The sequence below is a fragment of the Pseudobacter ginsenosidimutans genome, assembly GCF_007970185.1.
Taxonomy (GTDB): Bacteria; Bacteroidota; Bacteroidia; order Chitinophagales; family Chitinophagaceae; genus Pseudobacter; species Pseudobacter ginsenosidimutans.
This window is the reverse complement of the sequence record NZ_CP042431.1, coordinates 2,243,840-2,265,737: the sequence shown is the minus strand read 5'-3', so window position 1 is coordinate 2,265,737 and position 21,898 is coordinate 2,243,840. Positions and strand designations below refer to the sequence as shown.

Here is a 21,898-nt window from a genome sequence, read left to right as displayed (position 1 = left end):
GCAACTTTATTGTTTAAGGCGGGCAATTGGAGATCAAAAATAAAGAAAAGTTTAATAGAGTTCATCACTTGGTCTACAATTTCTTGTAGTTTTGCCACCACATTTAAAGACCGTTAAAGACTGTTTATGCCAGCATTAAAAGACATCGCCACACAGATCCGCAGGGATATTGTTAGAATGGTACACGGCTCACAAAGCGGCCACCCCGGTGGTTCCCTTGGTTGTACAGATTATTTTACAGCATTATATTTCAAGGTAATGCAGCACAACCCGCAGTTCAATATGAATGCCACCAATGAGGATGTCTTCATTTTGTCTAACGGACACATTAGCCCGGTTTTCTACTCTACCCTGGCCAGGGCCGGGTATTTTGACATAAAAGAACTAGCCACTTTCCGTAAACTGAACTCCCGCCTCCAGGGCCACCCAGCTACACATGAGCACCTTCCGGGTATCCGTATAGCCTCAGGTTCCCTCGGGCAAGGTATGAGCGTAGCCATCGGAGCAGCCCTCACCAAAAAACTCAACGGAGAAAGCAATCTCGTGTTTTCACTTAGTGGTGATGGTGAGTTGGACGAAGGCCAGAACTGGGAAGCCATCATGTTTGCAGGCGCAAAAAAAGTGGACAACCTCATTGCTACTGTAGACTGGAATGGACAACAGATCGACGGTCCCACTGATAAAGTGATGAAACTTGGGGACATTGGCGCCAAATTCGAAGCTTTCGGATGGGAAGTGATCCGCCTCGATGAAGGGAATGATGTAGATCAAGTGGTTGCTGCACTGGAAAAAGCCAAAACATTCGTAGGAAAAGGAAAACCCATCGCCATCATGATGAAGACCCAGATGGGCGCCGGCGTTGATTTCATGGAAGGCTCACACGAATGGCATGGTATTGCCCCCAACGATGAACAATTGGCCAAAGCACTGGCCCAGTTGCCGGAAACTCTCGGTGATTATTAAACGCAGTTCACAAAAACTTAATATAAAATCCCGGCTTCGGCCGGGATTTTTTTGTGCTCAATCATTTAATGGCTGACCATTAAAAAGATCCAGCATCATTTTTTTCATCTTTTCACAATCCGACCGGAACCTGTAAAGAAAGTAAACGATAAAGCCCAGGCCAGTCAATATCAAGAGCCCAATATGGGATAAGTATTCAGCAATGTTGATGGTTTGAGTAATCAACGTGCAGGTCATTTGTGCAATCATAAAAGCGGCGATACCCAAAACAATTTCATTCTCCAGGCAAACCCAAAGCGAACAATCACCCTGGTGCCACCCTGCGGCATCAACTCCATCTGTGCCCTGGCCACTGGCCTTGGCGGTCTGTTCGATTGTGAAATGCCACGGATAACGAAACATGTATCATCGGCTTCTCCAAAATAGTCCGCATAGGATCGTGAAGCAGGGGAAAAGCCCGGTTCCGGCATTTTGTCCAGCACAATGAATTCAATGTCTTGCGGCCTGAGGGAGGTTTGAAATATAAAAGTTCCGGGCAGGAAAGATTTAATGCGCATATGCAATAGGGTTACAGGGAGAGTCAGGAGGCTCGCTAGGTTTTCAGTTCAATCGGTTGTAAGGCCGCCTTACGGGAAGGGAACCACGAAGCCAGTATAGCCACGAACAATACAGTGATCAGGATCAATACAAAATCCTGTGGCAATATTTTCACCGGATAATAATCGATGAGAAAGGTTCCTCCTTCCAGCGGGATCAGCTTGAACCGAACCTGCGCCCAGCAGAAGATCAGGGCCAGCACAATGCCGGCTCCGGCACCGATACCGGCCAGCAGGATGCCTTCACTCAGGAATATTTTCTGTACCAGCCTGTTGTCTGCCCCCATCGCTTTGAGCGCCTGGATATCTTTTTGTTTCTCCAGCACCAGCATGGTAAGACCGCCGATCATGGTGAATGCAGCAACAATCAGCATCAGGGTAAGAATACCGTAGGTAGCCCATTTTTCCATGGTCATTACGCTGTACAGGCTTTGATTTTGTTCGTACTTCGTTTCGATCCTGTATTGCTCCCCGAAGATCGATCTCAATTGCTTTTTTACTTCATCGGCCTTTTCGCCATCCAGCAGTGCAATTTCTGCTGCGCTGTATTCATCGGGCCCCAGGTTCATCATGCGCTTCATAAAGGCCAGGTTGGTGATGGCAAATTTGTTATCGATATCGGCCTGTATCATGAAAGTACCGGCAGTATTGATATTGGAAGCAGCAAAACTTTCGTAGGGGTTTGTAGTATTGACAGTAGCGCCGCGCTTGAAAAGATACACGGTGAGCGGGAACACATTCTTGTCGGATTCCACGCCCAGTGCATTCTCCACGCCATTGCCCAATACCAGTGTGGGATACTCCTCATTGCCTGTAAGGAAACTGCCGCGGAACATTTTTTCAGGAACACCTGCCACGAATTTGTAGTTACTGTCAACCCCTTTGAGATCAGCGATCACCTGGATATCATCGTTCAGCAACAGAGTTTTTTCTTCGGCCATTAATGAATAGTGACGAACCTGCGGATTGCTGCGGAGTTGTTGTAGTTGTTCTTTCGTGAGTGTGATCAGTTTTCCCTTTGCCGGCGAGATGCGGATATCGGTGTAGAAAGATGAATACAAACTTTTCACCAGCCCTTCAAAACCATTGAACACACTTAATACCACGATGAATGCGAAGGTGATACACATGATCGCGATCATGCTCACCCAGGCAATCACATTGATGGCATTGGTGGATTTCTTTGCTTTGAAATAGCGCCAGGCGAAGAGAAAATTCATTCAAAGGGTTTATTGTGTGATTGGGGCAGCTGTTTATTTTTCCTCTTTCCCTTCTTCATCCTTTTTGATCTGGCGGAACAGGTCCTCCATTTTAAACACATGGTCAAGGGTATCATCTGTGTAAAACCTCAGTTCTGGCATTCGCCTGAGCTGTTTGGCCACCCTGGAGGTAAGTTCTTTTTTGATTTCCCAGGCCCTGTCTTCTATCTTTTTCAGGGCGGCAGCGGCGTCTTTAACCTGGAAGAAACTCAGGTAAATCCGGGCTTCCAGCAGGTCCGGGGTCATTTTCACGCCGGAAATGGATACCATACCGCCGTCTATCATGGTCAGGCTCAATCGCTGGAAGATACCATTCAATTCCTCGTTCAGGAGGCCTGCTATCTGTTTTTGTCTTTTTCCTTCTTGCATTCCTTTAACGGATTAATCGTTGTAAAATTAGTTACTTTGCGCTGTTTATCTATATTTTAATCCATGAAGCGATTTTCCACGATTCTCTTTTATCTCCGGAACCAGAAAGGCAATATCCTGATATATGTGGTATTTATACTGTTATCCATCCTGTTTTCCTTATTGTCCCTGGCCATGCTGGCGCCCTTCCTTCAACTCCTTTTCGGAAAGGATGCACCTGTTCGGGAACTGCCGGAAGCTTCTTTCAGTTCAGCCTATGTAATAGCCTGTTTAAAGTATTACCTTACCCTGCTGATCGATACTTACGGTAAGGCATATGCGCTGGCAGCTATCTGCATCACAGTGATCGTTTCGGTTCTGATGAAGAACCTGTTCCTGTATCTTTCGTTCAGGATCATGATCCCGCTTCGCAACCGGGTAATGACCACCTTTCGTGATGATATGTACAATAAGATCCTCAAACTTCCCATCGGCTTTTTCACTGAACAACGCAAAGGCGATATCATGAGCCGGATGAGTAACGATATGAATGAGATCGAATGGAGCATCATGAGTACATTGGAAGGTTTGATCCGCGATCCGCTCAATATCCTCATCATTCTTTTTACCCTTGTATTCCTCAGCCCCACTTTAAGTTTGTTCCTGCTTGTATTGTTGCCTGCCACTGGTTTCATAATCGGCAGGATCAGCCGCAAACTTAAAAAGCAATCCAATCAGGCGCAGGAACAGCAGGGACTGATCCTTTCGATACTCGATGAAACCATTTCCGGTCTTCGCGTTGTGAAAGCCTTCAATGCGGAGAAACTGCTCAATAACCGTTTCCTCAATACAAGCCATCGCCTGCATACACTTCGTGTGAAGATGGCATTCCGCCGCGATCTGGCATCACCGTTATCCGAGTTCATGGGAGTACTTGTACTGAGCTGTATCCTCTGGATCGGAGGTAAGATGGTACTGGGAAATGAAGCAACCGGAATAGCAAGCGGCCTCACTGCTGAAGCCTTTATCACCTATATCGTTTTCTTCACGCAGATCATCAACCCGGCCAAATCTTTAAGTACTGCCTTCTACAATGCTCAGCGCGGAAGCGCCGCTATCGCCCGTGTGGAAGAGATCCTGAAAGCGCCGGTGGTTGTGGAAGAAGCGCCCAACCCCAAAACACTCACGTCCTTCAATAACCGCATCGAATTCAAAAACGTTTCTTTCAAATACGAGGATGTTACCATCCTGGATAATATCAATCTCTCCATCGAGAAAGGCAAGACCATTGCATTGGTAGGCTCATCCGGCGCAGGCAAGTCAACGCTCGCTGACCTGGTGCCACGCTTCCACGATGTCAGCAGTGGTGAATTGCTCATCGATGGCGTCAATATCAAAGATTATTCATTGAAATCCTTGAGAGACCAGATCGGTATCGTAACGCAGGAGCCGATCCTCTTCAATGATACCATCGCCAGCAATATTGCGCTGAGTAATCCCGATGCTTCGCTGACCGATATCGAGAATGCAGCTACAATCGCCAATGCCCATAACTTCATTTCCCAAAAAGAAGAAGGCTATGAGACCAATATCGGCGACCGCGGAAGCAAACTCAGTGGAGGAGAAAGGCAAAGACTTACCATTGCACGCGCTGTGCTGAAAAACCCGCCCATCCTTATTCTGGACGAAGCCACTTCATCCCTGGATACGGAAAGTGAAAGACTGGTGCAGGATGCCATCAATAAAATGATGGCCAACAGGACCAGCATCGTGATCGCACACAGACTGAGTACAATCCGGCATGCAGATGAGATCATCGTACTGCAGCGCGGTCAGATCGTTGAGCGCGGCACACACGATCAACTGATTGCTTTGGAAGGATTCTACCACAAACTGGTGAAAATGCAGGAAGTGAAATAAGCTACAATTGTATGATACTGCAACGGCTGCTCTTTCGGGAAAGAGCAGCCGTTTTATTTTACAGTATTCCTGTAATTGATCTACTGTTTTATAATGCTGTACTTGAATTTGTAGTTTCGCGTTTGGTTCTCTTCGGATCCGGAAGGGTTAGTCCTCTTCTCCTTCAATTCAATTGTTGCCGGCAAACCTTTTTCACCCAGCGTAATAGAACGGTCAATAGTCGTATACTCGTAGGCAGGTTCACCCACTACCTGGCCATTATCGAGCGTTTCTCTTTTGATGGTTTGTTTATAAGACAACACGTTATTGGCCGACAACAATTGATCAGGCATTTCCACCTGACCCAAATTAAGGGTAGTCAACAAAAAGCCCAGTCCGTTGAATGAATAGGGATTGATGTTATTGTCGTAACCATGTTCAAAACTTGTGGTGATACGCTCATCTGAAATCTCCTGCGTATGGGTAGGTACCAGAAGATTGTTGCGGCCATCCCATCCGAGTGAGATCGCGGCACCATTACTCCCGGATTTTAATGATGTCAATTGTTTGGCTGCGTTGAAAGTGTAAAAGAAAGTATCTCTCCTGTCTTCATCAGGTGTGCCATTTTCATCGTAACCCACCAAAGCCGTATAAGACAGATTTCCTCCCTCATGTACAAATTTGGCGCTGGACTGACGCTTGTAGTCTTCATTGATTTGTGGCCTGATAAAAAAATCAGCAGTTGACGGCTTACCATTATTGTAAGCAAAATCGAGATAATACATCGGCAGGTACGCTTCGTCATTCACCTTCATACTAAACTGAATTTTTGTAGGCTGGCTCTGCTCATTGTAAGTAAAACTTAGTTTGCTGTCTTCCATTTCCACTTCCTGGAGCTGAATGATTTCTTTGGGAGCTTTGTTATCATCTTTGCTGCAAGCGGAAATAAACAAAGAGAGCGAGAGGAACGGTAAGATTAGTTTTTTCATTAATAAAGTTTTGATTAGGGTATTGAAACCAGTGCAAAGGAAATGAAGGATATTGATATTTTACTGCGGGGAATCCCAAATTTTCATTTCTGCAACGCAGGTTATCCAATTATGCCCCGGGAGTAAGTTTTTGGCCTCTCTTTTCGTACATTCACCCCTTAATTAAAATTTTCATGATGAAGAGATTGCTCTCTGTTGCTGCATGTTTACTGCTGGTGACCATTGGTCTTCCTGCAGCAGCGCAAAAAAAACAATTCACAGCAGACCAGTTGCTGAAGAACAACCTCCCCTCCAACATTACCAGGCCATTGCCCAATATCAGAGGATGGGCAGATGATGATCATTATCTTGAAATGCAAAAAGGAGAAAATGGACAATCCATTACTGTTTCCGTAAATGCGAAAACAGGAAAAGCCAGTCCGTACACTGCGCCTGCCATTAACAATTTCACCAATCCTCCACAGCCTAAGATCGAAGGCGCCCGCAATATTACCGCCTCGCCCGATGGCAAAATGATCGCATATACAAAAAAGGACAATAACCTTTACACCAGGGAACTGGTTTCTGGAAAAGAAAAACAACTTACAAACGATGGCTCTGCTACTACCCTCAATGGTTATGCGAGCTGGGTATATTTTGAAGAGATCCTCGGCCGCGCCAGCAACTACTGCGCTTTCTGGTGGAGCCCTGACAGCAAACAGATCTGCTACATGCACTTCGATGAATCCATGGTTCCTGTATTCCCCATCTATGTACTGCAGGACCAGCATGGCTATCTCGAAAACACTCGCTACCCCAAGGCAGGCGATAAAAACCCTGAAGTGAAAATGGGTGTGGTGAACATCGAAACCGCCGCCACAACCTGGGCGGATTTCAATGCGAAAGATGATCAATACTTTGGCGCTCCTTATTGGACTCCCGGAGGACAACTCTGGATCCAATGGATGAACAGGGACCAGAACCAACTGAAGATCTATAACATCAATACTTCCAACGGAAGCAAGAATATCGTATATGAAGAAGAACAAAAAACCTGGATCACACTTGACGATAATGATCGTATCGAGTTCCTCTCCAACAACAAAGGCTTTATCGTGAAAAGCGATAAAGATGGCTGGCAGAATCTCTACCATTACGATATGTCCGGCAAACTGATCAACCAGATCACCAACGGCAATTTCTGGGGCACCTCCCTGCTTAAATTCGATGAGAAAGCAGGTATGCTTTATATCAGGTCCAGGAAAGAAAACTCTGCCCGCTTCGATCTGTACAAAGTTGGCCTCAACGGCAAAGGCCTTACCCGCCTGAGTTTCGGAGATTTCTCACACGACATGGTCCAGCTCTCCCCCAGCGGAAAATATTTCATTACCACTTACTCCAACCTGTCAACAGCTCCTGCAATGGCGCTTGTTGATGGAAAAGGGAAACTGGTGCGGATGCTTGGAGATTCCAAAGGCGCTGAATTCGACAACTACGCAATCCCCCGCACAGAGCTGGTACGCGTGAAGTCTGCCGATGGACTGTTCGAACTGCCGGTTACCATCACTTACCCCATCAACTTCGACCCTTCTAAAAAATATCCCATCCTCGTGAGCATCTACGGTGGCCCCGATGCCGGCACTGTGTACGATCGCTGGAGACCCGTTGGCGGCCTCACACAATGGTGGGCTCAGGAAGGCCTGGTGCAAGTGGCTATAGACAATCGCGCCAGTGGTCATTTCGGGAAAAATGGACTGAACTATATCTATCGCAAACTTGGCGTTCATGAAATTGAAGATTTCATGGCAGCAGGCAAATGGCTGCAAAGCCAGCCCTGGGCTGATCCTGCCAAACTTGCGATGACGGGTGGCAGCTTTGGTGGATACATGACCTGTATGGCGCTCACCTATGGCTCAGACGTATATTCATTTGGTGTAGCCAATGCATCGGTTACCGACTGGCAATTTTATGATACACATTACACAGAGCGCTTCATGGACACGCCGCAGGACAATGCAGAAGGTTACAAAAACACTTCAGTGATGACCTACGCCAATAAGTACAAAGGTGGCCTGCGCATTGTACATGGCACTACAGACGATAACGTGCACATGCAGAACAGCATGGTACTGGTTGATAAACTGGAAGAACTGGGAAAACATTTTGAATTGATGATCTATCCCGGTGAGCGTCACAGCATCGGCGCCAACAGCATGAACAAACGCATTCATAACAGGAATGAAGCAGCGCGGTTCTGGTATGTGAACCTGCTGAACAAGCCTGTTCCGGCTGAATTCAAATAGGCTCTGCCCAATCGCCCTCCTTACGGCGTTTGATTGATATTATTTCGCCTCCGGCAACCAATCAGGTGTAGCACCCGGTTGTTTTGCCGGAGGCGAACTTCTTATGAGATCACTCGCCGGGAAACGAGCGGCTGCAGTACTCCGACAATAACGCCTACAGATAGACTAAAAAAAATCCCGGCTGCTTTCGCAACCGGGATCTATCAAAATTTTGTGGTTAATTACTATTTGTTCATCATCTGTTTGGCCTCGATGCTCAGTGTGGCATGGGGCACAGCACGAAGACGTGCTTTGTCGATGAGCTTACCTGTGACACGGCAGATACCGTAGGTTTTATTCTCAATTCGCATGAGCGCTTTTTCCAGGTGATCAATGTAATTGATCTGGCGGCTGGCCATTTGTGCCAGTTGCTCGCGCTCCATGCTCACGCTTCCATCCTCCATGGTCATATAGCGATTCTCATTCTCATCGCCACCCATTTCATCCTTGCGTGTGATTAATCCCTGCAGGTAAGTAAGTTCTTTCTTTGCCTGTTCGAGCTTCTTCAGAATCAGGTCTTTGAATTCTTGTAATTCACTGTCGCTGTATCTCATGGTAGGTCCCGTTTGTATGTTTTCAGGTTGATCTAATACAGATTTGGTAAAATCCGGTTCATACTTACGAACAGACTTCGTCTTCAGTTCCGGAATCACCACTTTAACCGGTTTCGGGGGAGTTGGGGGTACAGTTTTCTTCGGAATTGGAGGGGGAGCAACGGGCTCCTGTTTTTTTACTTCAGTTTTCTTGACTTCTGGTTTGGGCTCTGCAACTTTCTTCACTTCTGCAGCCTTCACAGGGGCAGTCACTACTTTCTTGGGTTCCGGTTTGGAAGCTTTCACTGGTGCCGGAGCGGGCTTTGCCACTGGTTTTGCAGCAGGCTTCTTAGCTGCGGGTGCCGCAGCTTTTTTAGCCGGCGCAGACTTCGCTGCCGGTGCTGGTTTTGCTGCCTTCTTCGGAACAGGCTTAGTTGTTTTCTTGACAGCAGCAGGTTTGGCAGCAGGCTTCTTGGCCGGCGCCGCTTTTTTCGGAGCGACGGCCTTCTTTGCTGGCTTAGCTGCTTTCTTCTTGGTTGCCATACTGTTAGGCTTTTTTAGTGACAAACACTTTTAATGGAATATCATTCACCTCAATTTCAGTGCCATCAGGCAATTCAGGGACCAATTCCAGTTTATCTGCCAAAATTTCCGCGCAAATATAGGTATTAAATTGAGCGATTGAACCTTTCAATTCCTGATGATCGGTCAACTGAACCATGATCCTGTCCGTTAGTTCATATCCATTGTCTTTCCGGATCTTTTGGATTCTGTTAACCAGTTCGCGGGCATTGCCTTCGCTGATCAGTTCAGGGGTTACGGTGATATCGAGCGCTACTGTCAGAGAGTCTTTGTTCGCCACCATCCAGCCGGGAATATCCTCACTGGTGATGTCTGCTTCATTAGCCTGTAATATTAAGGGTTCGTTATCAATTAACAATGAAATTGACCCTTCTTTTTCTAAACGATTGATATCATCCTGTGTAAAACTACCAAGCGCAGCCGCTACTAACTTCATTTTTGGACCGAGCTTTTTGCCAAGCGCAATATAGTTCGGTTTGATCTTTTTCTTGATGAACCCATCTTCGGTCAGGTATTGCAGTTCCTTCACGTTCACCTCACTCTTGATGAGGTCTTCCACTTTTTGGATCTGCGCCTTCATATCCGGATTCAGAACGGGGATCAGTACTTTTTGCAGGGGCTGTCTAACCTTGATGTTCACCTTTTTCCTGAGACTGAGGATCAGCGAAGATGCATCCTGAGCCAGTTGCATCCTCTCTTCCAGCGATGCGTCCACTGCAGTGTTGTCAACTTCAGGGAACAGCACATGGTGTACGGATTTTTCTTTGCGGAGCCCGGTGACGTCATTCAGCGCATTGTACAGCCGATCGCTGAAGAACGGAGAGATCGGAGCCATCAGCAAACTGATCTTTTCCAGGCACTCGTACAATGTCTGGTAAGCGCAGATTTTGTCGTGTTCGTATTCTCCTTTCCAGAAGCGGCGGCGGCAAAGGCGCACATACCAGTTGCTGAGCTGTTCTCCTACAAATTCTTCAATTGCACGTCCTGCCGGTGTTGGCTCATAATCATCCAGACTCGCTTTCACTTTGCCGATGAGCGTATTCAGTGAGCTCAGTATCCAGCGGTCGATCTCCGGGCGTTCTGCCAGTGGGATGTATTTTTCTTTGAAAGCGAATCCGTCCACATTGGCATAAAGCGCAAAGAACTGGTATGTATTAAATAAGGTACCGAAAAATTTACGCTGAACTTCTTTGATGCCCTCCAGGTCGAATTTCATATTGTCCCAGGGAGACGCATTGGTCACAAGGTACCAGCGCGTGGCATCGGCGCCGAATTCATTGATGGTTTTGAAAGGGTCCACTACATTACCCAGGCGCTTACTCATTTTATTGCCGTCCTTATCAAGCACAAGGCCATTGCTCACACATGTTTTGTAAGCAACATTTTCATAGAGCAGGCTTGAAATGGCATGCAGGGTATAGAACCAACCCCTGGTCTGGTCAACACCTTCCGCGATATAATCAGCGGGATAGTTGGTTCCGAACGGAGCTTTGAACGGACGTGGATCGCCGGCTTTCAGTTTATCGTAATCCAGTCCCCATTGCGCATAAGGCATGGCGCCGGAATCGAACCAAACGTCCACCAGATCAGGAACACGTTTCATTGCTCTGCCTGTTGGACTTACCAGAACGATCTCGTCCACATAAGGTTTGTGCAGATCGAGGATGCCTTCATGGAGATAGTGCTTGTTCACATCACCGCCCAGTACTTCATTGGCCTTCCTGATCTCGTTATTCAGTTCTTCAATTGAGCCGATACATTTGAATTCGATATTCTCTTCTCCTTCCGTTTTCCAGATGGGCAGTGGTGTTCCCCAGAAGCGGCTGCGGCTGAGGTTCCAGTCCACCATATTCTCCAGCCAGTTACCGAAACGGCCTTCACCGGTTGATTTCGGTTTCCAGTTGATGGTCTTGTTCAGCTCCACCATTTTCTCGCGGAGCGCTGTGGTTTTGATGAACCAGGCTTCCAGCGGATAATAGAGCACGGGCTTATCTGTACGCCAGCAGTGCGGATAATTGTGTTCGTATTTTTCGATCTTGAAGGCGCGGTTCTCCTTCTTCAATTTCACACAGATGTCTACGTTCACATCTACATAATCCTTCTCGTTCTTGTAATCTTTTACATAGCGGTTGCTGAATTCTCCGAGGCCATCAACAAATTTTCCCTGCTTGTCAACCATGATCAGGATGCCGATGCCATATTTCTTACCTACCTTGAAGTCATCCGCACCAAAGGCAGGCGCCGTGTGTACGATACCGGTACCATCTTCCGTGGTAACGAAATCTCCCAGCAAAACGCGGAATGGATCACCGCCGGCCACAGCAGGACTGTTAGCTTCGTAAGGCAGGAGCTGTTCGTATCGTGCTTCTTCGATCTGGGATCCTTTGAAAGTAGTGAGGATGGTCCAGGGAAGGATTTTATCTCCTTCCTTATAGGTATCAACAGTCAGGTTTTCACCTTCAGGTTTGAAATATTTTCCGATCAGTTCCTTCGCCAACACCACATTCACGGGGATATGCGTATAAGGATTCACGGTATTCACCAGCACATAATCAATATTGGCGCCTACAGTGAGACCGAGGTTGGAAGGAAGCGTCCAGGGAGTAGTGGTCCATGCCATGAAAAACAGCTCTGCATTACCGTTAGCCCTTGCCTTTTCGAAGAGGAAAGCGGTACGGTCGTTCTCGATGGCTTTGAACATCACTACGGCAGAAGTGTCTTTCACGTTCTTGTAAGTGCCGGGCATATTCAGTTCATGGGAGCTGAGGCCTGTACCTGCAGCGGGGGAATATGGCTGGATGCTCACACTTTCGTAAAGCAGGCCTTTCTTATAGAACTGCTGGAGGATCCACCAGAGCGTTTCGATATAGCTGTTATCGAAAGTGATATAGGGATCGGTGAGATCAACCCAGTAGCCCATTTTGCGGGTAAGATCGTCCCATTTGTCTTTGAAGCGCATTACTGCTTCGCGGCATTTCAGATTGTATTCTTCAACGGTGATTTTCTTACCGATATCTTCTTTGGTGATGCCCAGTTCTTTCTCTACGCCCAGTTCGATAGGGAGGCCATGGGTATCCCATCCGGCTTTCCTTTTTACCTGGAAGCCCTGCATGGTCTTGTAACGGCAAACCAGGTCTTTGAGGGTGCGGCTGATCACATGGTGAATGCCGGGCATACCGTTGGCGGAGGGCGGTCCTTCGTAGAAAACAAAATGAGGGGCGCCTTCGCGGAGCGACATACTTTGTTCAAAAGCCTGGGAAGCATCCCATTTGGCAAGGATTTCCTGCTCAATTTCAGGCAGGTTCAATCTAGAAAATTCCTGGTATTTGGCTGACATATAATGATTCGAGCTAATATCCAGACTGTTTTCCCCGGAGGGGCAGGCCGGAACCGGTAAAATCCGTGGTTTAAAAGTGTGCAAAGGTACTGAATTTTCAGGGTATCAGGGGCAGTCGGCTGTTATAAAATTGAGATGTTCGGGTGTGTAACCCATGGTTAAAAACCACTGCATCAGTCACAAAAAAGACCCGGATCAGGCAGGCCGAAAACAGGGCTGAAATTTTTTACCATTAGTCAATTTACGATAAAACCGTGTTTTTACGGTCGGCTGAAACCTTTTACCAAACAGATTTTCAGCCTGTTGATATGTAGCGATTCAGAGCTGTTACAACTTCGGTTAGGCGTTGCCGATTATACCGAAATATATATTAGAAAAAAATTACAGGATTTAATGCTGTCGTGTCAAAATATTTCTGATATTTGAAAAACTAAATGCGACCGCATTTCGTAAGTAACTCTGAAACGCTGCCAAAATAAGGCATTCAATCCTCCGGATTGAGATATACCCTGGTTAAAAGCTCCACTGTTCCTTTTGAATTAGTCAATTCGTAGCAATGAAACACGGTACCACGTCTAACGACAACCGTTACACTAATTCGGGACTCATCTGATTACTAAGTAGCATAGTTCATTTTATCGTTGTAAAGAAAAAACGGCTTGCAGGCCAGGTTCGTTTTGACTTGCTTTGTTGATGCTTTTCCGCAAATGATAACGGGATACTGTAACATTATTTCGGATCAGGAATAGCTACGTTAAAACAAAATTAAAACGATCAAGTTCTTTGAATTTTGCTTCAGCTTTTTCCACATTTAAAAGCTTTGGCACAATTTATGAAACTGTATAAATGTTGTCAGTGAAACAGCAATGATGAAACGAAAAAGACAACAACAGTTTTTTGAATCGACATTCTGAACTCATTATATGAAAAACCTTTTCTACGGTTTAGGGTTTAGGGGTTAAAAAGGGGAGTATTCCTGCTCCCCTTTCCTTTAAAAACTCTAAAAACTAGGAAAGGTTTTTTCTTTTAGTACATTTCCATCATCGCCATTTCCCGTTTTTAATCTCCGGTATCCGGGCAATATTGTATCTCGATGGAAATCGCCGTAACTCAATATCCACAAGGAAAACAAGCGATTATAGCTAATTAGTCGGCTCCTTTTATACCACAGTTTTCTATCCCTATAAAATGCTGAGAGAGTGCAAATACCTGCACTCTCTTTTTGTTTTAATACCTTTCTCCGGTTATACTTCCCCGATATGGGAAATCAATTGTGGAATTGTCCCGGTTTTTCCACAATCTATTTTTTCATCCTCACCAGTTTGTAAATTTTTATCGCACTCATCAGCAACACTACAAATAATATCAATCCCAACAGCCCCCACACAACACTCATATTTTCTTTCACTACCACCAGCATCACAATCGCTACCAGAAATATTGTTGCAACTTCATTCCAAATGCGCAATTGTTGACCACTGTATTTGAAATTTCCCTTCCATTGTTGCTTCGCAATTACATGCAGTGATCCATGATAAAAGAACAAGCCGATCACAAACAATAGTTTGATCTTTAACCAATCCGGAAAAACCCCTAGCTGGTACCAGGCAGACAAGCCCAGGATCAGGGTCAGCACCGCCGATGGCCAGGTGATCCCGAACCATAGCCGTTTCATCATGATATTATACTGATTCCGCAAAATATCGCGGGCCGGCTCCGGTTGAGCGCCAGCCTCCGCATTATATACCATCAGCCGGGGCATGTAAAAAAGCCCCGCAAACCAGGTGACCACAAAAATGATATGAAGCGCTTTGATATAGAGATACATAGCCAGTAGTTTGGTCAGGATTTATTTCGCGTCCTGCACTAATTCTTTCAAAGCTCCGATCCATTTGGGCTGCTCATTCATACAGGGGATCAATGTAAAGGATTCTCCGCCCGCATGTAAAAATATTTCCTTTCCTTCCTCCGCCATCTCTTCCAGGGTTTCCAGGCAATCAGCCACAAAAGCCGGACAAACCACCAGCAATTTTTTGATCCCTTCCTTCGGCATTTCGGCCAAACGCACTGCTGTATAGGGTTTCAGCCATTCGTCACGCCCCAGTCGGCTTTGGAAGGAATGACTGTATTTTTCTTTCGGAATGTTCAGCTTTTCAGCTACCAGCTTTGTAGTTTCCAGAATTTGATGACGGTAGCAGAAAGCATGGGCCGGATTACCAACATTACAACATTCAGCATTCTTCAGACAATGTTTACCGGTAGGATCAGTTTTTTCAACATGCCTTTCCGGAATTCCATGATAACTGAATACAATATGATCATAGTCCTCAGTCAGGTAAGGCCTGATGCTTTCAGACAATGCATCGATATAACGTGGGTCCTTATAGAATGGAGGAACGATTGACAATTTAAAAGGATATTTCCTGTTCTTATGCACCTTCTTCGCATATTCCACAGCGGTTTCATAACTGCTCATTGCATAATGCGGATACATCGGCACCAGCACCACTTCTTCCAATCCGGGCGCTTTCTGCATCAGTTCATCAAAAGCATCCCAGGGTGCGGGATTTCCATATCGCATCGCGATGGCCACAGGTTCTTCCACCTGTTCCTGCAAAGCCTGCTGCTGTTGTTTGCTGATCACGATCAACGGAGATCCTTCTTTGGTCCAGATACTTTTGTACGCTTTTGCTGAACCCGGTGCGCGGAAAGGCACAATGATACCTTTTACCAGTAAGGCTCTCCAGAGTAAGGGAGTATCAATCACCCGTTTATCCATCAGAAATTCATCCAGATACCTGCGAACATCTTTTACTTCTGTAGAATCCGGGCTGCCGAGATTCATCAATACAATTCCTTTTTTAACCATTGCCATATTTTCGAATGATTTGCAAAAGTAACTTTGTATTGGATGAAAAGTTCACTGAGGTTGATCACTATTTTATGTGACCTTTATCATACAGTAAAATGACAGTAGAATGACAGACAGATTAGGTGATTGACGCTTCCGAAGGTATTTTTGCGCTGTGATTTAGAAATTTACTTTCATGCCAGGACAGAGTAGCAAAGACATATCGAAGTTTTTTATTGCCGGAATTAACTATAAGAAGACAGACGCTGCCATCAGGGGAAAATTCGCTATCAGCAATGACCAATACGCTTCCCTTCTTTCACTGGCGCCTTCTTATGGACTGAACGAATTATTCATTCTCTCCACCTGTAACAGAACAGAGATCTATGGTTTCGCCGATCAGCCGGACCAGTTAATCCAATTACTGTGCCATCAAACTGAAGGTAATGCCGATACTTTTTCACAACTCGCGTATGTGAAAAGTGGCATGAGCGCCATTCAACATATGTTCTCTGTAGGTGCTGGTCTTGATTCACAGATCCTCGGGGATTACGAGATTGTAGGGCAACTGAAAGTAGCTGTGAAGTTTGCACGCGAAAAAGGATTTATCGGCACATTCTCTGAAAGACTGGTGAACAGCGTGCTGCAATCCTCCAAAGCCATCAAGAACAATACAGGACTGAGTGGCGGAACGGTTTCCGTTTCTTTCGCCGCCATCCAGTTCATCAAAGAAAATATAGCAGACATTGCCGGTAAAGAGATCCTGCTGCTCGGCACGGGAAAGATCGGCAGAAGCACCTGCAAAAATATCATCGATTATTTAGGCACTACCAATATCACCCTGATCAACCGTACGCAGGAAAAAGCTGCGGAACTGGCATTTGAACTGGGTGTTCAGTATGTACCTGCAGACCTGCTCTCTGATCATATCCGCAGAGCAGACATTATCATCGTAGCAACCAATGCTGCCACTCCCACCATTCTGACTTCCCATCTCCAGGACCAGGGCAATAAGCTGGTGATCGATCTTTCGATCCCCTGCAATGTGGAAGAATCCTCCCGCCTGCTTCCCAACGTTCAACTGGTAAATGTTGACGAGCTCTCCAGGATCAATGACGCCACCCTGCAAAAAAGGGAAGCGGAAGTGCCACTGGCGCTTGCTATCATTGAAGAGCATATCGCTGAATTCACAGACTGGCATGAGATGCGCAAGCATGTGCCTGTTCTCAAAGCGGTTAAAACCAAGCTGAAAGAAATTCAAACCTTCCCTTCATATATTCAACTTTGTCCGGGAACAGTAACAACCCGCCCGGTTGATTCCGATCTGAAGATTCAGCGGGTAATCAATGGAATGGCTTCCAAGATGCGCCAGCAAAACACACGCGGCTGTCAGTACATCGAGGCCATCAACGAGTTTATTACAACAGGTTCGAATTAACTTTGCCATCAATTGAGTGATGATAACAGGGTATCAACTACCTTGCGGCCATCCGCGCGCCTCCACAGCGCTATCATCACCGGTATATAAATGTTATGATCAGAATAGGAACAAGAGAGAGCCAGCTAGCCGTTTGGCAGGCCAACCAGGTGAAAAGCCTGCTCAGCGATCAGGGCGTTGAAGCAGAACTGGTTTATATCAAAAGCGAAGGAGATGTTGATCTCAAAACGCCGCTTTACGAAATGGGCGTGCAGGGGATCTTCACCCGCAGCCTGGATATTGCCCTGCTCAATAATACAATCGATCTGGCCGTGCACTCCATGAAAGATGTGCCCACACAATTACCCGAAGGAATTGCTCAGGCTGCCGTTCTCAAACGCGCCTCCTGGAAAGACCTGCTGATCCACAAAGGAGAACATTTTATTTTCGACGACAAGCTCGCTGCCTCTGATTGCATCATCGCTACCAGCAGCATCCGCCGCAAAGCGCAATGGCTGAACCGCTATCCCCATCACTCCATCGAAAACCTTCGTGGCAATGTGAACACGCGGCTCCGCAAACTGGAGGAAAGCAACTGGAACGGCGCGATCTTCGCCGCTGCCGGACTGGAACGCATCGCACTCCGACCAGAAAACTCTGTGGAGCTGGACTGGATGCTGCCCGCACCCGCTCAGGGCGCCATCACAGTAGCATGCAGAACAAACGACAAATCACTGCTGCAAACCTGCAATACATTCAACGATACCAATACCGATCTATGTACCAAAATAGAAAGGGATTTTCTCCGCGCTCTGCTTGGCGGTTGTTCAACTCCTATCAGCGCGCTGGCGCAGGTTTCAGACAACCAGGTGTATTTCCGCGGCAATATCCTTTCCGTTGACGGAAAACATAAAGTGGAAATCGATAAAACGATACAGATCTCGGAAGCTGCCGGCATCGGAAAAATCTATGCTGCAGAACTGCTCGCAAATGGCGGACAGGAAATTGCCGATGGTATTCAAAAAAAGTGACCTTCCTGATTGAAAATGACACAATACAGTATCCTTAGCACAAAAAAATTGATCCCTTCACTCACTCAAAATTTAGTGAAGCAGGGCATCGCCTGCAAAGAAGAAGAACTGATCCGGATCGAGCCGGTACTCAGCGGCGAAACCCTGGAAACCGTACTGCCACTTACTTATGAGCCAGGCACAGCTGTAGTTTTCACCAGCCGCAATGCCGTGGAAATAGTGGCCGCCGTACTTCATGCCAATGAAGACCTGGATGCCGCACCCGCACACTGGCAGATCTTTTCACTCGCAGGCACCACACGCGACGCAGTTCTGGAACTGTTCGACAATGAGCCCACCGGCGAAGTTTTCACCGGCGCGCTCCTCGCCGAAACCATCCTCGCCGCAGACGATATACACCGCGTGGTTTTCTTCTGCAGCAACCAGCGAAGAGACGAACTGCCCAATATCCTTAGTGAACATGACATTGAAGTGAACGAAGTAATCACCTATGAAACCATCGAAACACCAGTACTACTGAAAGAAAATATCGATGGCGTTCTGTTCTTCAGTCCAAGTGCTGTAAGCAGTTTCTTCTCAGCCAATAAACTGCCCGCATCCACCGTATGCTTCGCCATCGGCAACACAACTGCCAAAGCCATCACAGCTCATACGAACAACAAAGTGATCATCTGCCAAACACCTACCCAGCAATGCATGCTGAACCTGGTGCAGGAATATTTTATAAAGAAGTAATTAATAAAAATAAAGATGCTGCAAAACGATCTGTTATTAAGAACACTGAGAGGAGAAACCACTGAACGTACTCCTGTTTGGATGATGCGTCAGGCCGGACGTTATCTCCCGGATTACATGAAACTGAAGGCAAAATATTCCTTCTTCGAACGGTGCCGCATACCCGAACTGGCCACGGAGATCACCATTCAGCCCGTTGAACAGGTGGGTGTGGATGCAGCTATTATTTTCTCAGATATACTGGTAGTGCCTGAGGCCATGGGAATGGAAGTACAGATGATCGAAAGCAAGGGCCCGCTCTTACCCGATCCCATCAAACAGATCAGCGATCTCGCCAAACTCCGTATTCCTGATGTGAACGAGCATCTCGGTTATGTGTATGATGCGCTTCGCCTCACCAAAAAAACACTGGCAGGCCGCGTACCCCTGATCGGTTTTGCCGGCGCTCCCTGGACGCTCCTCTGCTATATGGTGCAGGGCAAGGGCTCCAAAACATTCGACGAAGCAAAAGCATTTTGTTATACCCAACCTGAAACAGCTCACCAGCTGCTGCAAATGATCACAGATACCACCATCGCTTACCTGAAAGGACAGGTGCAGGCCGGTGTTGACGTGATCCAGATCTTCGACAGCTGGGGTGGACTGCTGAGCCAGGATGATTTCGAAACTTACAGCCTATACTATATCCGCCAGATCGTAGAAGCATTGAAAGACGAAGTGCTCACCATCATCTTCGCCAAAGGCGCATGGCATAGCCTGGACCGTATGGCCGCCACAGGTGCACATGGCCTGGGCATCGACTGGTGTAATACGCCAGAGTTCGCCCGACAGCAAGCCGGCGACCGGGTGGTGCTTCAAGGCAATTTCGATCCTGCCAGACTGTTAGCCCCCATTCCTGAAATCGAAAAGTCTGTAAAGAAAATGCTGGATGGTTTCGGTGGTCATAAACATATCGCAAATCTTGGTCATGGTATTTTGCCGAACGTACCGGTGGACCATGCCAAAGCGTTCGTTAATACCGTGAAGGAATACACGAAAAAAGGATAACATGAATAATCCCATCAAGGACAATTGGATCGCGTTCATCCACGACTTGCAGAACCGCATCTGCGCTGCCCTGGAAGCCGCAGACGGACAGGCCCGTTTTTTCGAGGACAAATGGGAGCGTCCGGAAGGCGGCGGTGGTAAAACCCGCGTGATCGCCAATGGAAAAGTATTCGAGAAAGGTGGCGTGAACACATCTGTAGTGTACGGCCCTGTTACCGAAGCCATGCGCAGCCAATTGAAAATTGATGGAGATAACTGGTTCGCCTGCGGCCTCTCGCTGGTGATCCATCCGCTGAATCCTTTCGTGCCCACTGTTCACTGCAACTATCGTATGTTTGAGCTGTACGATAAAAACCACAACGTAACAGACCGCTGGTTCGGCGGAGGCACAGATCTCACACCTTATTATCTGATAGATGAAGATGCCATCCATTTTCATTCCACCTATAAAAATGTATGCGGTCAGTTCGATCCATCTTTCTACCCCGATTTCAAACGCGAATGCGATCACTATTTCGTGAATACGCACCGCAACAATGAGCGCCGGGGTATCGGCGGAATTTTCTATGATCACCAACGTCCCAATGAAACAAAGGATGTTGATTTCTGGTTCCGCTTCGGACAGTCCTGTGGCAACGCTTTCATCTCTGCCTACGTACCCATTGTGGAAAAGAGGAAAAACATGGAATGGAATGCAGCCAACAAACACTGGCAGGAGATCCGCCGTGGGCGTTATACAGAGTTCAACCTCGTTCACGATCGCGGCACACTCTTCGGACTAAAGACCAATGGCCGCATCGAAAGCATCCTGATGAGCCTGCCGCCAACTGTGCGTTTCGAATACAATTACCAGCCAGCGCCGGGAAGTGAAGAAGAAAGATTGCTCGATGCCTGTCTTCGTCCAAAGGAATGGGTATAGAAAACTGACAACTGTTATCTCACTAAAATAAAACGATCATGTATTTACAAAGAAGAAACAGGATCCTCCGGCAATCTCCCGCTATCCGCGCGATGGTGGCAGAAACCATTCTCAGACCGGAAGATTTCATCGTGCCGTTGTTTGTTGTGGAAGGTAAAGACGTAAAGGAAGAGATCAGCACCATGCCCGGCTATTACAGGCTGAGCCTGGATAATCTCGCACGCGAAGTGAAAGAATTGTGGGGCCTCGGATTGAAAAGCATCCTGCTTTTTGTGAAAGTCCCTGATGAGTTGAAAGATAATAAAGGAACCGAAGCTGTGAATCCCGACGGACTGATGCAACGCGCCATCAAAACCGCGAAGAATGCCTGCCCGGATATGCTGATCATGACGGACGTGGCCCTTGATCCGTTTTCTTCTTTTGGTCATGATGGAATAGTGGAAGGACAGGAGATCGTGAACGATGCCACCGTGGAAGTGCTGGCAGCCATGAGCGTAAGCCACGCGCAGGCGGGCGCCGACTTTGTTGCTCCCAGCGATATGATGGATGGCCGCATCGCCGCTATCCGCGAAGCCCTGGAAGAGAATAATTTCACCCGGACTGGTATCATGAGCTATAGCGCCAAATACGCTTCCTGCTTCTATGGTCCCTTCCGCGATGCACTGGATTCCGCACCAGGCTTCGGCGATAAGAAAACCTACCAGATGAACTACACCAACCGCATAGAAGCCATCAAGGAAACATTGATGGATGTGGAAGAAGGTGCAGATATCGTAATGGTGAAACCTGCGCTCGCGTACCTCGATATCATCCGTGAAGTGAAAGATAGTGTAACCGTTCCTGTTAGCGCCTACAATATCAGTGGCGAATACAGCATGATCAAGATGGCTGCGAAAGCCGGCATCCTGGATGAAGAGAAAGCTATTATCGAAACGCTCACCGCTATCAAGCGCGCAGGCGCCGATCTGATTGCCACTTATTTTTCAAAGGATGCAGTAAGGCTGATCAATTAGAGGGCATCCAGTTGCTCTCCTCCGGCGAGCGATGAGCAACAGCGGAATTAAACTTAAT

General features: G+C 47.0%; 17 protein-coding genes. 9 read left to right on the top strand and 8 right to left on the bottom strand.

Annotation, left to right across the window (positions count from 1 at the left end):
• Positions 1 to 126 precede the first annotated feature (126 nt).
• Positions 127 to 963 carry a transketolase gene (locus FSB84_RS09295; protein ID WP_130541827.1) on the top strand — a complete coding sequence of 279 codons (837 nt, stop codon included), beginning with the start codon at positions 127 to 129 and terminating at the stop codon, positions 961 to 963.
• 245 nt (positions 964 to 1,208) lie between these two features.
• Here the strand turns inward: FSB84_RS09295 and FSB84_RS09290 are convergent, their stop codons facing one another.
• From FSB84_RS09290 to rbfA, 3 genes are read right to left on the bottom strand one after another with little or no spacing between them, the layout of a single operon-like run.
• Entirely contained in the window at positions 1,209 to 1,520 is a 312-nt protein-coding gene (locus FSB84_RS09290) for a hypothetical protein (RefSeq protein ID WP_130541828.1), read from the bottom strand.
• A gap of 35 nt (positions 1,521 to 1,555) precedes the next feature.
• Positions 1,556 to 2,779 (bottom strand): FtsX-like permease family protein, encoded by a 1,224-nt coding sequence (locus FSB84_RS09285; RefSeq protein WP_130541829.1) that lies wholly within the window; start codon positions 2,777 to 2,779, stop codon positions 1,556 to 1,558.
• Between the two features lie 33 nt (positions 2,780 to 2,812).
• On the bottom strand, positions 2,813 to 3,187 hold the full coding sequence (rbfA, locus tag FSB84_RS09280) for a 30S ribosome-binding factor RbfA (protein WP_130541830.1): 375 nt from the start codon (positions 3,185 to 3,187) through the stop codon (positions 2,813 to 2,815).
• 63 nt (positions 3,188 to 3,250) lie between these two features.
• Between rbfA and FSB84_RS09275 the strand changes: the two genes are divergently transcribed.
• Positions 3,251 to 5,086 (top strand): ABC transporter ATP-binding protein, encoded by a 1,836-nt coding sequence (locus FSB84_RS09275; RefSeq protein WP_130541831.1) that lies wholly within the window; start codon positions 3,251 to 3,253, stop codon positions 5,084 to 5,086.
• An 80-nt stretch (positions 5,087 to 5,166) separates the two neighbouring features.
• Here FSB84_RS09275 and FSB84_RS09270 read toward each other — a convergent pair whose 3' ends face one another.
• Positions 5,167 to 6,054, bottom strand: coding sequence for a hypothetical protein (locus FSB84_RS09270; RefSeq protein ID WP_130541832.1), 888 nt, complete (start codon positions 6,052 to 6,054; stop codon positions 5,167 to 5,169).
• A 173-nt stretch (positions 6,055 to 6,227) separates the two neighbouring features.
• On the opposite strand from FSB84_RS09270, the gene FSB84_RS09265 reads away from it, so the two are divergent.
• A complete protein-coding gene (locus tag FSB84_RS09265) occupies positions 6,228 to 8,336 on the top strand; it encodes a S9 family peptidase (RefSeq protein WP_130541833.1) in 2,109 nt (702 codons plus the stop codon).
• Between the two features lie 224 nt (positions 8,337 to 8,560).
• On the opposite strand, the gene FSB84_RS09260 is transcribed toward FSB84_RS09265, so the two are convergent.
• The 4 genes from FSB84_RS09260 to hemH all read right to left on the bottom strand — a co-directional run bounded on the left by FSB84_RS09260 (position 8,561) and on the right by hemH (position 15,702).
• On the bottom strand, positions 8,561 to 9,451 hold the full coding sequence (locus FSB84_RS09260) for a TraR/DksA family transcriptional regulator (protein ID WP_130541834.1): 891 nt from the start codon (positions 9,449 to 9,451) through the stop codon (positions 8,561 to 8,563).
• Between the two features lie 4 nt (positions 9,452 to 9,455).
• Positions 9,456 to 12,827, bottom strand: a complete 3,372-nt coding sequence (gene ileS, locus FSB84_RS09255; protein WP_130541835.1) for an isoleucine--tRNA ligase — start codon at positions 12,825 to 12,827, stop codon at positions 9,456 to 9,458.
• A 1,300-nt stretch (positions 12,828 to 14,127) separates the two neighbouring features.
• Complete coding sequence (locus tag FSB84_RS09250; protein ID WP_130541836.1) at positions 14,128 to 14,655, bottom strand: CopD family protein; 528 nt, start codon at positions 14,653 to 14,655, stop codon at positions 14,128 to 14,130.
• Positions 14,656 to 14,676: 21 nt separating this feature from the next.
• The gene (hemH, locus tag FSB84_RS09245; RefSeq protein WP_207234267.1) at positions 14,677 to 15,702 is read right to left on the bottom strand and encodes a ferrochelatase; all 1,026 of its coding nucleotides are present in this window, start codon (positions 15,700 to 15,702) and stop codon (positions 14,677 to 14,679) included.
• A gap of 172 nt (positions 15,703 to 15,874) precedes the next feature.
• Between hemH and hemA the strand changes: the two genes are divergently transcribed.
• The 6 genes from hemA (at position 15,875) to hemB (ending at position 21,840) form a co-directional block, all read left to right on the top strand.
• Positions 15,875 to 17,116, top strand: a complete 1,242-nt coding sequence (gene hemA / locus FSB84_RS09240; RefSeq protein WP_130541837.1) for a glutamyl-tRNA reductase — start codon at positions 15,875 to 15,877, stop codon at positions 17,114 to 17,116.
• Between the two features lie 95 nt (positions 17,117 to 17,211).
• Positions 17,212 to 18,126, top strand: a complete 915-nt coding sequence (gene hemC, locus FSB84_RS09235; RefSeq protein ID WP_130541838.1) for a hydroxymethylbilane synthase — start codon at positions 17,212 to 17,214, stop codon at positions 18,124 to 18,126.
• Positions 18,127 to 18,141: 15 nt separating this feature from the next.
• Positions 18,142 to 18,861 (top strand): uroporphyrinogen-III synthase, encoded by a 720-nt coding sequence (locus FSB84_RS09230; protein WP_225980093.1) that lies wholly within the window; start codon positions 18,142 to 18,144, stop codon positions 18,859 to 18,861.
• 15 nt (positions 18,862 to 18,876) lie between these two features.
• Entirely contained in the window at positions 18,877 to 19,908 is a 1,032-nt protein-coding gene (gene hemE / locus FSB84_RS09225) for a uroporphyrinogen decarboxylase (RefSeq protein WP_130541840.1), read from the top strand.
• A 1-nt stretch (position 19,909) separates the two neighbouring features.
• Positions 19,910 to 20,827: an oxygen-dependent coproporphyrinogen oxidase gene (gene hemF, locus FSB84_RS09220; protein ID WP_130541841.1), complete on the top strand. Its 918-nt coding sequence runs from the start codon at positions 19,910 to 19,912 to the stop codon at positions 20,825 to 20,827.
• A gap of 38 nt (positions 20,828 to 20,865) precedes the next feature.
• On the top strand, positions 20,866 to 21,840 hold the full coding sequence (gene hemB, locus FSB84_RS09215) for a porphobilinogen synthase (protein WP_130541842.1): 975 nt from the start codon (positions 20,866 to 20,868) through the stop codon (positions 21,838 to 21,840).
• Positions 21,841 to 21,898 lie beyond the last annotated feature (58 nt).

What these genes read in the sequence shown, in the direction of transcription:
- FSB84_RS09295 (WP_130541827.1), top strand. Translation starts at nt 127, where the DNA reads ATGCCAGCATTAAAAGACATCGCCACACAGATCCGCAGGGATATTGTT.
- FSB84_RS09290 (WP_130541828.1), bottom strand. Translation starts at nt 1,520, where the DNA reads ATGCGCATTAAATCTTTCCTGCCCGGAACTTTTATATTTCAAACCTCC.
- FSB84_RS09285 (WP_130541829.1), bottom strand. Translation starts at nt 2,779, where the DNA reads ATGAATTTTCTCTTCGCCTGGCGCTATTTCAAAGCAAAGAAATCCACC.
- rbfA (WP_130541830.1), bottom strand. Translation starts at nt 3,187, where the DNA reads ATGCAAGAAGGAAAAAGACAAAAACAGATAGCAGGCCTCCTGAACGAG.
- FSB84_RS09275 (WP_130541831.1), top strand. Translation starts at nt 3,251, where the DNA reads ATGAAGCGATTTTCCACGATTCTCTTTTATCTCCGGAACCAGAAAGGC.
- FSB84_RS09270 (WP_130541832.1), bottom strand. Translation starts at nt 6,054, where the DNA reads ATGAAAAAACTAATCTTACCGTTCCTCTCGCTCTCTTTGTTTATTTCC.
- FSB84_RS09265 (WP_130541833.1), top strand. Translation starts at nt 6,228, where the DNA reads ATGATGAAGAGATTGCTCTCTGTTGCTGCATGTTTACTGCTGGTGACC.
- FSB84_RS09260 (WP_130541834.1), bottom strand. Translation starts at nt 9,451, where the DNA reads ATGGCAACCAAGAAGAAAGCAGCTAAGCCAGCAAAGAAGGCCGTCGCT.
- ileS (WP_130541835.1), bottom strand. Translation starts at nt 12,827, where the DNA reads ATGTCAGCCAAATACCAGGAATTTTCTAGATTGAACCTGCCTGAAATT.
- FSB84_RS09250 (WP_130541836.1), bottom strand. Translation starts at nt 14,655, where the DNA reads ATGTATCTCTATATCAAAGCGCTTCATATCATTTTTGTGGTCACCTGG.
- hemH (WP_207234267.1), bottom strand. Translation starts at nt 15,702, where the DNA reads ATGGCAATGGTTAAAAAAGGAATTGTATTGATGAATCTCGGCAGCCCG.
- hemA (WP_130541837.1), top strand. Translation starts at nt 15,875, where the DNA reads ATGCCAGGACAGAGTAGCAAAGACATATCGAAGTTTTTTATTGCCGGA.
- hemC (WP_130541838.1), top strand. Translation starts at nt 17,212, where the DNA reads ATGATCAGAATAGGAACAAGAGAGAGCCAGCTAGCCGTTTGGCAGGCC.
- FSB84_RS09230 (WP_225980093.1), top strand. Translation starts at nt 18,142, where the DNA reads ATGACACAATACAGTATCCTTAGCACAAAAAAATTGATCCCTTCACTC.
- hemE (WP_130541840.1), top strand. Translation starts at nt 18,877, where the DNA reads ATGCTGCAAAACGATCTGTTATTAAGAACACTGAGAGGAGAAACCACT.
- hemF (WP_130541841.1), top strand. Translation starts at nt 19,910, where the DNA reads ATGAATAATCCCATCAAGGACAATTGGATCGCGTTCATCCACGACTTG.
- hemB (WP_130541842.1), top strand. Translation starts at nt 20,866, where the DNA reads ATGTATTTACAAAGAAGAAACAGGATCCTCCGGCAATCTCCCGCTATC.